Here is a 12,155-nt window from a genome sequence, read left to right on the forward strand (position 1 = left end):
CCCCATTTTAATGGGGGCTGTCCAATACAGCATTTTACCCTGATTACGACTTTTTTGTTACCAGAAGTACAAATTTATCGGCTTTAAGTGTTTTTACCTGGGTTTATTTACGGATTTAAGCGGAAATTGGTAGCAGGTTAGATCTATGATGAAATCGTGAACAAGCATAATCATAATAGGAAATTATGGAGCAGGAGACTGATTTTGAGGCTCAATTGCAGTTGTTGACCCAGAATATCCAGGATTTGACCGTCCAAGCTAATGATGACACCCTCATGCTGTTATCCCTATTGCGAACCTTAGAACAGCTTCACCAAAAAATCCGAGAAGATGTGTTTCAGAAGACTTTACCCAAGAACAGACAGGAACTTTATCATTTACTGCGCGAGATAGAAGCCCAAGGGGGATGGCCATATATTCCCCGTAAATCCCTAAGATTCATTTTGAAAAATCTGGATTTATCAACCCCCTCTGATCCGGACAATAAGGGGGCGTAGTGAGTATAGATGCGATTTTGGGGTCTTTTGAACGTTTTGGCATTAATCTTGGCTTAGAACGCATTACAGAGCTTATGGTGAGGTTAAATAATCCTCACTACCAAGTCCCTGTTTTGCATATTGCTGGAACTAACGGTAAAGGGTCGGTATGTGCCTATTTATCCTCAGTGCTGACGGAAGCGGGATATCGTGTGGGGCGCTATATTTCTCCCCATTTGGTCGATTGGACTGAGAGAATTTGTATCAATGGGGTTCCTATAGATAATCGGGATTTGCAGATTGTACTGCAAGATGTGATCAGGGCTATTTCTTCTGATGAACTGTTACCGACTCAATTTGAGGTGATTACTGCGGCGGCTTGGCTTTATTTTGCCAGAGAGAAAGTCGATGTGGCGGTGATTGAGGTGGGCTTAGGGGGACGACTCGATGCTACTAATGTGATTGATCAGCCTTTGGTCAGTGTAATTACTAGCCTCAGTCGGGAACATTGGCAGCGTCTGGGTCCTACTTTGGCGGATATTGCTAGGGAAAAGGCGGGTATTCTTAAACGAGGATGTCCGGCGGTGGTGGGACCCCTTCCGCCGGAAGCGCGAAAAGTGGTGAACGATCGCCTTTTAACTCTTGGCTGTCCCACTACTTGGGTCGAACCGGCACAATTGCTCAAGTCTGACCCTTTTCACCCGGTAGCTAGTTATGGGAATTTCCAATATATTTTACCCATGCCGGGACAAGTTCAATTGCTCAACTCAGCTATAGCGATCGCCGTTTTGGAGTCTCTCAAACAACAGGGTTGGGCGATTTCTGATACAGCTATCATCGAGGGTATCGCTAAAACTCGCTGGCCGGGTCGTCTACAATGGATAAGTTGCCATGACAATCGCTCATTTTTGCTTGATGGAGCGCATAACCCGGCGGCTGCGGCGGCTTTGCGTGAATATGTGGATGAGTTGCAACAGAGGGGAACTGTTGATGGTCCGATTACCTGGGTAATGGGGATGTTATCCACTAAAGACCATGATGATATTTTCAGGGCGACGTTACATTCTGGCGATCGCTTACATTTAGTTCCCGTACCTGATCATAGTTCAGCGATGCCGAACGGGCTCGCCCACCTCGCCCACGAAATTTGTCCCCAACTTGGATATTGTCAAACCCATAGCGATCCTATTGTAGGCTTAGAAACAGCTTTAGCTAATTCAGATAATAGTCTAGTAGTCCTGTGTGGTTCCCTATACTTAGTAGGTCATATCCTGAAAGCTGTCTCATCAGGTGGGGGGGGATATTGATACTCAGTCCGAGAGAATTTGGAGGCGGATTTTCCCCTCGTCGCTATCTCCTAGATTAACCTCAATCACCTGACCGGCTAACTGTTCGAGACAATTAAGGAGCGATCGCAAGTGGGGGGTACTGGCTCCGGTATCTACATATAAGCGATCGGCGAGACTCCCCACTCGTCGCCAAGTGCTATGAAGTTTAACAATAGTTTGTTCCAACTGAGTAGCCTGCTTAACCAAATCGGAAGCCGTAGCTAAACACCCCACCCGCAAAGCCTCTTCCAAAGCCATTTCCAGATCTACCGAAGACTGATTTAAAGCCTGAACCTGTGCAGCAGCATCAAGATATTTAGCTAAACTACGAGCATCAGAGGTTAACTGGCGCACGGTATCGACATCAGGGTTAGCGACCATTTCTCGTTGAATTTCCCCAACGTGGGTATCTGGTAACTTTTCCATTTCCCGCACCAGAGGCGCTAGATAACGGGGTGGAAGCGCTCCCACAGCGGCTTTTTCCCGGACTTCATCAGGAACCAAATCGGAACTCATAGCGGTCCATTCATCAGCCAGTTGGCGGACTTCCCTTGTTGTGATGCGATCGCCTGCACAGGCCACATCACTGACCATTTGCTGTACTTCTGGGGAAGATTTAGCGGTTTCGATAAAAGCTCGTTTACTGAAATTGTTAATAGCATCGGGGTTCAGATGTCCCTCAGCCAGGAGAGTATCAGCACTATTAGCCAGTTCAATTAAAGCATAAGCCTGACTTTTGCTGATTTCTCGCTGTTTGAGCCAGTGGAGAAAACCCATTCCCCGACCTTCGCCGCCTCGTTTTTCGCGATCGCGAACCGCCCGCAAAATCCGTCCCCGCCAAATTTCGGTTTGTAAATCAAAGCGATCGCACACTTTCCAGGCTGTGTCTACCTGATGAGCAAATTCATGGTCGGAAACTTCCTCATCTTCAGGATCAGGGAGTTCAAAATTAAGGTCACTCAACTCGGTGAGAACCTCAGCGAGTTCAGTCGCAGATTGGGGAATTTCAGGCATCTACTAGCGTAATGGTTATGGACTTGCCGGAACATTATACATTAACAGGTCTTAGGCAAAGCTGTTTCTGGGTAAATCCGAATCTTCTTTGATAACAGACCTGTATTTCCTGAGTCCGTACAATCGGCAACTGAAGACCTGGACAATGGCATGGTTGTTGTGTGAGATAATGAGTCAATATACCACCATAACTGGAATAATATTTCCGGAAATATCCTTAAATTACTTGTTAATCCCCCTCTAATCAGAAACACCGAACTACCATGAAGCAAGCGATCGCCATTCCTTCCGTTTCCGTAACCTACGCCCACCGATGGCACTTCTACCCGCACCAACGCCCCCCTGATGCGCCATAATCAAGAGATCGCCTACCAAAAAAGGGGGGAACAATATCTGCTGATTAAATCTCCCCCCGCCTCTGGGAAAAGTCGGGCGCTGATGTTTATCGCCCTCGATAAGCTGGAAAACCAGAACCTGAAACAAGCGATCGTCGTTGCCGGGGGAAAAGGCGATCGGTGCTAGTTTCCATGATGAACCTCTGACTAAGTTTGGCTTTTGGGCAGATTGGCACGTTGAACCCCGGTGGAACCTCTGCAAGCCAGACGGCAGCGATGGCGGTAAAGTAGAAGCGGTGAAAACCTTTCTCGAAGCGCGATGATCAAGTCTTAATTTGCACCCATGCCACCTTCGGCTTTGCGGTGGATAAATTTGGCGTAGAAATGCGCTTACGATCGCCTGATTGCGGTTGATGAGTTTCACCATGTTTCCTCTAACCCTGACAACAAGCTGGGAGACCATATCCGCCAACTGATGGCTCGCGACAAAACCCATATCGTGGCCATGACGGGTTCTTATTTTCGGGGGGATGCCGAAGCAGTCCTACATCCCGAAGACGAAGCCAAATTTCACCACGACTACCGGTGCACTATTATGAACAACTCAACGGCTATGAACACCTAAAACAACTGGATATCGGCTATTATTTTTACTCCGGTAGCTACACCGATGAAATCATGCAGGTACCGGGCCCCAACGAAAAAACGCTTTCTGCATATTCCTAACGTTAATTCCCGCGAGAGTACCAAGGACAAAATCCGGTACGCTTAACATATTATTGAGGCATTGGGAGAATGGCAAGGCACGCCTCCACTTGCAGGATTTCAATGGGTCAAAACCGCGCCCGGGTAAGATTCTCAAGATTGCCGATTTGGTGGATGATGACCCCAGCAAGCGGGATAAAGTGGCAGCCGCACTGAAGGACCCCACCCACAAAGATAATCGCGATCGCGTTGATATTATCATTGCCCCCCTGATGGCTAAAGAAGGCTTTGATTGGATTGGTACAACACGCTTTAACCATTGGTTACCGTTCCAGTTTGACCGAAATTGTCCAGATTATTGGGCGGGCGACCCGCGACGCACCGGGTAAAACCCGCGCCCGGTTTACCAACTTGATTGCGGAACCTGATGCCAGCGAGATGGCAGTGACAGAGGCGGTGAATGATACGATTAAGGTGATCGCTGCCAGTCTGCTAATGGAACAAGTCCTAGCCCCCCGCTTTCAGTTCAAACCCAAGCGCCCGGACAATCAACCCACCCCCGGCTTTGACTATGGAGAAAGTGGCTACGATCCGAGTCGATGCAATGTGGGAGTTAAGCCACCAAAGCGGGGAAATTCAGCTAGAAATTAAGGGTTTAGCCCTACCCAAAAGCCCGGAAGCCTCCCGCATTTGTCGGGAAGATTTAACGGAATTGGTGACGGCTTTTGTCCAAGATAAGCCGAGTATCGAGCGCGGTCTATTTGATGAGGAATTGGTGGCAGAGGAACTCACCCAACTACGGATGGGTAAAATTATTAAACAGAAATTCCCCCTACTGGATGAAGGCGATCGCGAAGCCGTCCGCCAACACGCAGTAGCCGCTCTCAATTTGGTACAACAAGCTAAGAAAACCAGTAACGAAGGGGACGGGGTAGCCACCAAAAACACCGCCCTAATTGACGGGGTGCGGCAGTTTTCCCTATCGGTGACAGACTTAGATATCGATCTGATTGACCGGATTAATCCTTTTGGGGAAGCATACGCGATTCTAGCTAAGTCCACTCGTCGGGAACGCCTGAAACTGGTCGCAGAGGCGATCGCCGCCAAGCGAGTCAATCTCTCCGTAGAAGAAGCGCGAGAGTTAGCAAAGCGGGCGCTACAGTTCAAACAGGAAAGGGGTCGGTTGCCTTCCCTCACTGCCGCCGATCCTTGGGAAAAGTGCATGGCGGAAGGGGTTGCCTTTGTGCAACGGAAAGTTAAGGAGGAAAAAAAAGCCTAAAATCAATTGATAGCTCATCTGGAGGTGAAAATCCATGAAGCTCTCCCTAGAAAAACCCACCCCCCCAAACTCCATCCTCCAACGCCACAACGCCACCTGGCAAGACTATGTGGCTATCCGGGATCACCCGGATATAGACTGGCAAAAAATCTCATTTCATCAAGGATGGTTGTGGGTAGATATGGGTAAAGAAGGACCGAATCATGCTTCGTTCAGTGATTTGATAACGGCAATTTTCTTTGTTTGGGTATTTCTGCACCCTGAGTTTGTTTTGCAATCTTATGGTCGCGCTTGTCATTGAATGCCCCGATACCCACGCCTGTGCGCCAGATTTAGTGCTGTACAAGGGTGATAATATTCCCCGATGGCAACCCGGACCAGCCGCGCCGGATTGACTTGCGTCGCCACCGTTTGCCGGACTTGGTGGGGGAAATTGCTGATACTACCCTCAGCCTTGACCTAGATGAACAAAAGCAACTCTACGCCAGCTTAGGGATTTCTGAATATTGGGTGGTTGATATGAAAGGGCGGCGGATTTTTGCCTTTAGCTTGACTCCATTGGGGCATTATGAAGCGATCGCCCAGTCCCAAGTATTGACGGGGTTGCCGATCGCCCTTTTAGAACAAACCCTAGAACGGCTGAACACCGAAACCAACACCGCTGCTGCCAATTGGTTAATCCAACAGTTACAAAACCCGCCAGAACATGCATGAGAGCATTGCTGAACCTGAACACCACGAGGAAAACAATGGCTAAATCCCCGCCCAAATCTACCACTGATGAAGATTTAGAACTGTTGGCACAGTTGGGGATAAATATCGCCCCGGAAGCGACTCCCGAATATTCCCCTAGAGAAGAACGGATTATCGCGCTCGTTTGAGGAAATCGATCGCTTTGTTGCCGAAAAAGGTAGACTTCCTCAACTTATGGGCGATCGGGATATTTTCGAGCGCCTCTATGCAGTGCGCCTGGAACGTTTGCGGGAATCGGCGGAATGTCGCGCCCTCCTTGAACCTCTGGACTACCGAGGACTTTTAAACATCGAAAATGATGCCAGTTTTACCGAATCAGAAAACCTGGAAGAGGACCAAATTGATGCGGCGCTTTTGGCTTCTTTGGGGGTTGATGCTGCTCCCGAAAATGATATCACCCAGTTAACTCATGTGCGATCGCGTCAAGAAATTAAGGCGGCGGAAGAAATTGCCCAGCGGTTTCCCTGCCAGAATTTTGATGAATTTAAACCCATCTTTGAGGAAGTTCAGCGTCAGTTAAAAACAGGCGATCGCCAAGCCGTGAAATATCAGGATTATGCCACCATTAATCAAGGGGATTTGTTTATTCTTGATGGTCAAAAAGTTCTGGTAGCAGAGACGGGGGAGATGTTGATCACTGACTATGGTCTGAGAAATTATAGGCTCCGGGTAATTTATGATGGCACGGCTGAGAGCAATCCTCTGTTTAGATCACTTCAGCGAGCCTTAAATAAGGATAAAACCAGCCGCCGCATCACTAAGCTGGATCGGCGGGATTGGGGGCGTTTATTTTCCGGTCAGCCCTAACCAGAAGTTAAATCAGATGATGATGATTTAATCACGGGTTATATTTATGTATTGCGGAGCCTATCTGACGAGCCTTTTATAGCCAAAAATCGGTCGATTATTCATAAAATTGGCGTGACGGGTGGGGATGTTAAAAAGCGCATTGCTAAGGCAAAGCATAACCCTAACTATCTGTTAGCAGATGTGGAAATTGTAGCCACTTTTCAACTGGCAAATATCCACCCGAAAAAGCTAGAGCTTCTCCTACATAAGTTTTTCGCGGGGGCGCGATTAGACCTGGAATTGATGGATCGTTCTTCTTGATTTTTTCCCAGTCCAGCCTAGAGAGTCGTTTCTAGTGCCATTAGATGCCATTGAAGAGGCGATCGCCAAAATCCAGGACGGCACCATTGAGCAATTCCAATATGAGCCGGAATTAGCCAGTATTATTAGAGTATCATAACACATTTTAGTAATAAAAAGCAATTGGGTTCCCACAATGGACATTTTCCCATGGGTTTTGGGAACCCGCAGAGTTTAATAGTTTAACTCACCAACGGAGTGAACGACGATGATTACAGAAATAGAGTTAAAAGATTTCAAAAGTTATAAATCGGCGACATTGCACTTAGGGCGGCTTACGGTATTAATTGGAGCCAATGCTTCCGGTAAAAGTAATGTTATTGAAGCCTTGCGGCTTTTATCTCGGCTTGCCACTGGGGAAAGACTTGGATTGCTCAGAAATCCGCAAAAAAAAGGAGATAATTTCTTTCGAGATAATGTCGAACATTTGGGATATAGAGGAAAGCAGACATTTCAACTAGCTGGCTTGACAAACCATCCCGATTGGGAAAGTTTTGAGATTCAACTAGGACTCAGTTCAGACAACCATTTGCAGGTTATGCAAGAACGGATTACCAGTTCAACTTCTAAAGTTCCGTTGTCTGAAATCACCAGTGAACCGCAAGGGGCAGGAAGTGATATTTTTGTGACTTATAATAATTTCGCAAAACGCAGCAAAAAACCGAGCCTGTTTTGTAGTATTTATTTGGCGGTTTTTGCCCAACTTTTAAGTACCATTTGATTTCGACCTGAAAATCTCAAAAGTCAAGAAATTATCCCGAATTGTTGAGAAAAATATGTCCGTTATTTAAGTGGAATTGTGTTTTTAGAACCAGAGCCTAGCTTGATGAAAAACTATGGTCACAAAACCGATTTAATTTTGCGTGAGAAAGGGCAAAATTTATCGGGAGTTATTTATAATTTATGTCAATCTACAACCTCTAAGCAGGCGGTTTTAGACTTTGTTTGTAGTCTTCCAGAACAGAATATTGAGGAGATTAGTTTTTTAGAAACCCCTCGGGATGAGGTGATGTTACAACTCACTGAAACCTTTGGAGGGGTGGCAACTCCTTATGATGCCGCCAGATTGTCTGATGGAACCCTGCGAGTTTTATCCATTGCAGCAGTATTACTTTCTGCACCGGAAGAAAGTTTAGTAGTCATTTAAGAAATCGATAATGGTGTACACCCGAGTCGTGCGAGTGCCTTACTGTCTCGGATGGCTGAAATTGCTCGACAACGTAACCTCCGTATTCTCATTAGTAGCCATAATCCTGCTTTATTAGATGCTCTTCCTGATGAGGCAATTCCTGAGACTGAATTTTGTTATCGCAGTCCTGATGATGGGTCAAGTCAGTTAATTCGGTTGCAAGATATTCCCGATTACCCGGAACTGATTGCTCAGGGTTCCGTGGGTCATTTAATGACTCGGGGACTGTTAGAACGTTTTGTCAAGCAGCATCCAGGAAATGAGAACAAAAAACAGCAGGCTCTAGACTGGTTGACTTCGCTTAATTCCATGGTGGAGGCTCACTAATGGCGGATGTTTCGATTGTCGATACTTCGGTTTTTTGTAATGTTCTTAATATTCCTAAATTGAATGATGAGCGAGGCTTAGTCATGGAACAACTTAGGGATTTTTTGGAAAAAGGAACCCATTTGCTGTTACCAATGGCGGTTGTTTATGAAACCGGAAATCATAATATTGCTCATATCAGTGAGGGTCGTTGGCGCCGACAATGTGCTGAGTTGTTTGTTGAGCAAGTTAAAATGGCGATCGCCGGAGAAACCCCTTGGACGGTAATGCAGGTTCCCACTTTGGATGAAGTGCAACTCTGGTTGACTGATTTTCCGGATTCAGCAACACAAGGTAAGGGTATGGGTGATCTGTCAATTATCCAAGAATGGGAAAAATCGAGGCGCTTGTTTCCCAATCGGCGGGTGTTTATCTGGTCTTTAGATACTCACCTTCAGGGGTATGATTCCCATCCTTAAAATGTTTAAGAGGAAGACAGTAATTTGGTGAGGGAGATAGGAGAGCTTTCGTGATGCAAACAAGGCCAATCGCATTTGCTATAGTCTTACAGCTTGTTATAATAGGGTCAGTATATAAATGAAACTTTATGTTGTGGAAACCCATAGAAAATTTACCCTGTAACTGGCAAGATTTAGCTAGTAGTGAACTGCCCCCTTTAGTCACCGTTTGGAACGAGCAAGCAGATCGCATGCGTCAATCGGGATAGTTTCAAATCTTTAGCGAAAAGCTGCGGCGGGAAATCGCCATTGAAACCGGAATTATTGAGCGTTTATACACCATAGATCGCGGCATCACTCGTTTGTTAATTGAACAGGGAATTAATGAAGCATTAATCCCTCACGGCTCTACAGATATTCCAGTTAAACAGGTCGTTTCGCTCATTAAAGATCAAGAGGCTGCCATTGAGGGATTATTTGATTTTGTTGGGGGTCAAAGAAATCTATCTAATTCTTATATCAAGCAGTTACATCAAGTTTTAACCCAGAGTCAGGAAAGCACAGAAGCCTTAAACCCACAGGGAAAAATCTTTAGGGTTTCCTTAATTAAAGGCGACTGGAAACGTCAACCCAATAACCCCCTCCGACCAGATGGCACAATTCACGAGTATTGTCCGCCGGAACAAGTAGCATCGGAAATGGAGCTATTAATCACCTTACATCATCAACATCAAGAACAAAAAGTTCCCCCAGAAATTGAGGCGGCTTGGTTGCATCATCGATTTACCCAAATCCACCCTTTTCAAGATGGAAATGGTCGGGTTGCTCGTTGTTTAGCCAGTTTAGTTTTCATCCAAGCGAGTTGGTTTCCTTTAGTGATAACCCGGGACGATCTCGCCGTTTATATTGCCGCTTTGGAAGATGCGGACTGCGGTGAATTATCGAGTTTAATTAATCTTTTTGCTAAGAGCAAAAAGCAAGTATTTTTAGCTATCTTCAGCCTTTAACTGATTCTCCGTTTCAATTTTCCTATGCTGATGAACAGGAAAATTTGATTCCCCGTTTCCAGCAGTGGCTACAAAATGTCATGGTGACTGGGTTAGAGTATTGGAATAACAGCCTTTAAATGATTTTAAGGGCTTGATTGATCTACTTTATCAGTTTTCTCAATGGTTGGGTCTATGAGGGAAATTCCACTATTGAAGACTTGGAAATCATTAAGCCGAATTTGCCAGCACAACTGGAAGGGTTAAAAGATACCTATCTCGATGTTAAAGTGCGCTTGAATGACGGCACATTGGTGATTATTGAAAGGCAGGTTTTGAATGTGCAATCCTTTCCAGTTTGACCGAAATTGTCCAAATGATTGGGCGGGCGACCCGCGACGCACCGGGTAAAACCCGCGCCCGGTTTACCAACTTGATTGCGGAACCTGATGCCGTCGATGCAATGTGGGAGTTAATCCAGAAAGCGGGGAAATTCACCTAGAAATTAAGGGTTTAGCCCTACCCAAAAGCCCGGAAGTCTCCCGCATTTGTCGGGAAGATTTAACGGACGCGGAACGGCTGAAACTCGTCGCAGAGGCGATTCCCTCGCCTGAGCTTCGCGATCGCCGCCAAGGGAGTCAATCTCTCCGTAGAAGAAGCGCGAGAGTTAGCAAAACGGGCGCTACGGTTCAAATAGCAAAGGGGTCGGTTGCCTTCCCTCACCGCCGCCGATCCTTGGGAAAAGCCTATGGCGGAAGGGGTTGCCTTTCTGCAACGGAAAGTTAAGGAGGAAAAAAAGCCTAAAATCAATTTATAGCTCATCGCTGCTGCCAATTGGTTAATCCAACAGTTACAAAACCCGCCACAACCACCGGACGGCATTGCTGAACCTGAACACCACTGCGTTTGCACAGCCAGAGGCGAGGAAATATCGCCAGGTAAGCTTAAATCAGGATAAAGCCAGCCGTTGCATCACTGAGCTAGATGTAGTGGGCCCCCTATTTTCCATCTGGCAGCCAGAGGCTTATTAACGAAAAGAGGCTAATATTGATAATATAGGTGCGAGACGTTCAGGCATGAAATATGGTTGAAATACCTCAAATAACCGCCTGGTGGGGACTTCAACCCCTTGGTTGAATATAAGGAGCGCACTCCTGACCATCCTCATAACTGTTTATATGTCCCAACGTTTGGTATAGAATATACAAAGTGCGAGACGTTCAGGCATGAAATATGGTTGAAATACCTGAAATAACCGCCTGGTGGGGACTTCAGCCCCTTGGTTGAATATAAGGAGCGCACTCCTGACCATCCTCATAACTGTTTGTACGTCCCGAAGTTTAGTATCACAACGATACAAAACGAGGCAGGGAACCCAAGGTCAAAGCGAACTAACTTATACAAATTCCTTATAGTAAGCCCAAAAATGGATAAGTAAAAGCTAGGAAATTAGGGTAACGGCGATAGCCACCCCCAGTTTTGGGAATCACAATCTCAGGATTGAAGCGGGGAACGGAAGGCATGAAGCAGAACCAACTGCCAAACTTGACCACTGCCAACCATCCATGATTAGGGAAACCGAATGTCCGGCTTGAACCATCGTAAATTCTAAGTAGCGAAATAGGTTGATACGCTGCGCTCAAAAGAGTATAGGGAAAAGTAGGGTATTTTTGTTAACACCTACACAGACCTTTAAAGTACCTCGGTGGAGAGGACAAATCTAAAGATGGAATGCCCATACAAACGGAACGTTTTAACCCCTTCTAGGCTCCGACAATCTGGTCGAGAGAGTCAGTAGTGAAAGTGTAAGCGCAAGCCTATTAGGGGGTGAGATGTGACCAAAAGCCAACGCCCTGTTGTAATGGCAGGGATATGCTAACAGGTCACGGTTTGATTGTAAAGAAATAGAGCCTAGTAGGTGTACAAATGGCGATAGCGAGTTTAAAGAAAGGGTTTGGGAAACCAAAACTAATCAAGACTACGAACAACGCATGGAAGGCAATCCCATGGACTAAGGTTCAACGGAAAGTTTTCAAGCTCCAAAAGAGTATATTTCAAGCAGCTAAATCGGGACAAAATGCAAAGGTTAGAAGGTGGCAACGTCTATTGGTGAAATCATACTATGCCCGGCTCTTAGCAGTGCGGCTGTAGGGGCGGGTTCCACGGTCAGCCATGCC

At 46.2% G+C, this 12,155-nt stretch carries 20 protein-coding genes and 1 pseudogene; 20 read left to right on the plus strand and 1 reads right to left on the minus strand.

The window, feature by feature from the left end; translation table 11 throughout:
* Nucleotides 1-185: 185 nt before the first annotated feature.
* Together P5674_RS08470 and P5674_RS08475 are read left to right on the plus strand one after the other, a co-directional pair.
* Entirely contained in the window at nt 186-497 is a 312-nt protein-coding gene (locus P5674_RS08470) for a hypothetical protein (RefSeq protein ID WP_006616816.1), read from the plus strand.
* Nucleotides 497-1,783, plus strand: coding sequence for a bifunctional folylpolyglutamate synthase/dihydrofolate synthase (locus P5674_RS08475; RefSeq protein ID WP_006616817.1), 1,287 nt, complete (start codon nt 497-499; stop codon nt 1,781-1,783). The genes P5674_RS08470 and P5674_RS08475 overlap by 1 nt, the downstream gene beginning before the upstream one ends.
* A 3-nt stretch (nt 1,784-1,786) precedes the next feature.
* Here P5674_RS08475 and P5674_RS08480 read toward each other — a convergent pair whose 3' ends face one another.
* Nucleotides 1,787-2,818, minus strand: coding sequence for a hypothetical protein (locus P5674_RS08480; RefSeq protein ID WP_006616818.1), 1,032 nt, complete (start codon nt 2,816-2,818; stop codon nt 1,787-1,789).
* A gap of 345 nt (nt 2,819-3,163) precedes the next feature.
* Between P5674_RS08480 and P5674_RS08485 the strand changes: the two genes are divergently transcribed.
* The 18 genes and pseudogenes from P5674_RS08485 (at nt 3,164) to P5674_RS08570 (ending at nt 12,129) form a co-directional block, all read left to right on the plus strand.
* The gene (locus P5674_RS08485; RefSeq protein ID WP_006616819.1) at nt 3,164-3,340 is read left to right on the plus strand and encodes a DEAD/DEAH box helicase family protein; all 177 of its coding nucleotides are present in this window, start codon (nt 3,164-3,166) and stop codon (nt 3,338-3,340) included.
* Nucleotides 3,312-3,476, plus strand: coding sequence for a hypothetical protein (locus P5674_RS08490; RefSeq protein WP_014277257.1), 165 nt, complete (start codon nt 3,312-3,314; stop codon nt 3,474-3,476). Before P5674_RS08485 ends, P5674_RS08490 begins: the two co-directional genes overlap by 29 nt.
* Before the next feature lie 670 nt (nt 3,477-4,146).
* Nucleotides 4,147-4,509 (plus strand): hypothetical protein, encoded by a 363-nt coding sequence (locus P5674_RS08495; protein WP_286171738.1) that lies wholly within the window; start codon nt 4,147-4,149, stop codon nt 4,507-4,509.
* Entirely contained in the window at nt 4,439-5,137 is a 699-nt protein-coding gene (locus tag P5674_RS08500; RefSeq protein ID WP_231852030.1) for a helicase, read from the plus strand. Before P5674_RS08495 ends, P5674_RS08500 begins: the two co-directional genes overlap by 71 nt.
* Before the next feature lie 34 nt (nt 5,138-5,171).
* The gene (locus tag P5674_RS08505; protein ID WP_014277253.1) at nt 5,172-5,438 is read left to right on the plus strand and encodes a hypothetical protein; all 267 of its coding nucleotides are present in this window, start codon (nt 5,172-5,174) and stop codon (nt 5,436-5,438) included.
* 47 nt (nt 5,439-5,485) lie between these two features.
* Nucleotides 5,486-5,851: a Uma2 family endonuclease gene (locus P5674_RS08510; RefSeq protein WP_231852029.1), complete on the plus strand. Its 366-nt coding sequence runs from the start codon at nt 5,486-5,488 to the stop codon at nt 5,849-5,851.
* 35 nt (nt 5,852-5,886) lie between these two features.
* A complete protein-coding gene (locus P5674_RS08515; RefSeq protein ID WP_286131425.1) occupies nt 5,887-6,018 on the plus strand; it encodes a hypothetical protein in 132 nt (43 codons plus the stop codon).
* A 46-nt stretch (nt 6,019-6,064) separates the two neighbouring features.
* On the plus strand, nt 6,065-6,697 hold the full coding sequence (locus P5674_RS08520) for a hypothetical protein (RefSeq protein WP_234933485.1): 633 nt from the start codon (nt 6,065-6,067) through the stop codon (nt 6,695-6,697).
* A 51-nt stretch (nt 6,698-6,748) separates the two neighbouring features.
* Complete coding sequence (locus tag P5674_RS08525) at nt 6,749-7,000, plus strand: GIY-YIG nuclease family protein (protein ID WP_014277250.1); 252 nt, start codon at nt 6,749-6,751, stop codon at nt 6,998-7,000.
* 247 nt (nt 7,001-7,247) lie between these two features.
* Complete coding sequence (locus tag P5674_RS08530) at nt 7,248-7,760, plus strand: AAA family ATPase (RefSeq protein ID WP_014277249.1); 513 nt, start codon at nt 7,248-7,250, stop codon at nt 7,758-7,760.
* Nucleotides 7,761-7,838: 78 nt separating this feature from the next.
* The gene (locus P5674_RS08535) at nt 7,839-8,186 is read left to right on the plus strand and encodes an AAA family ATPase (protein ID WP_014277248.1); all 348 of its coding nucleotides are present in this window, start codon (nt 7,839-7,841) and stop codon (nt 8,184-8,186) included.
* 51 nt (nt 8,187-8,237) lie between these two features.
* Entirely contained in the window at nt 8,238-8,555 is a 318-nt protein-coding gene (locus tag P5674_RS08540; protein ID WP_014277247.1) for a hypothetical protein, read from the plus strand.
* Nucleotides 8,555-9,013, plus strand: coding sequence for a hypothetical protein (locus P5674_RS08545; RefSeq protein WP_006616684.1), 459 nt, complete (start codon nt 8,555-8,557; stop codon nt 9,011-9,013). The genes P5674_RS08540 and P5674_RS08545 overlap by 1 nt, the downstream gene beginning before the upstream one ends.
* Nucleotides 9,014-9,354: 341 nt before the next feature.
* On the plus strand, nt 9,355-9,999 hold the full coding sequence (locus P5674_RS08550; RefSeq protein ID WP_006616686.1) for a Fic family protein: 645 nt from the start codon (nt 9,355-9,357) through the stop codon (nt 9,997-9,999).
* Between the two features lie 149 nt (nt 10,000-10,148).
* Nucleotides 10,149-10,331 (plus strand): annotated as a pseudogene (locus tag P5674_RS08555) (PD-(D/E)XK nuclease family transposase); the annotation flags it as partial.
* A gap of 5 nt (nt 10,332-10,336) precedes the next feature.
* Entirely contained in the window at nt 10,337-10,480 is a 144-nt protein-coding gene (locus tag P5674_RS08560; RefSeq protein WP_231852028.1) for a hypothetical protein, read from the plus strand.
* The gene (locus tag P5674_RS08565) at nt 10,444-10,764 is read left to right on the plus strand and encodes a hypothetical protein (protein WP_231852027.1); all 321 of its coding nucleotides are present in this window, start codon (nt 10,444-10,446) and stop codon (nt 10,762-10,764) included. Before P5674_RS08560 ends, P5674_RS08565 begins: the two co-directional genes overlap by 37 nt.
* A gap of 1,140 nt (nt 10,765-11,904) precedes the next feature.
* On the plus strand, nt 11,905-12,129 hold the full coding sequence (locus P5674_RS08570) for a reverse transcriptase N-terminal domain-containing protein (RefSeq protein WP_014277243.1): 225 nt from the start codon (nt 11,905-11,907) through the stop codon (nt 12,127-12,129).
* The last annotated feature ends 26 nt before the right edge of the window (nt 12,130-12,155 follow it).

It is taken from the genome of Limnospira sp. PMC 289.06, assembly GCF_032350395.1.
GTDB classification, from domain to species: Bacteria; Cyanobacteriota; Cyanobacteriia; order Cyanobacteriales; family Microcoleaceae; genus Limnospira; species Limnospira platensis.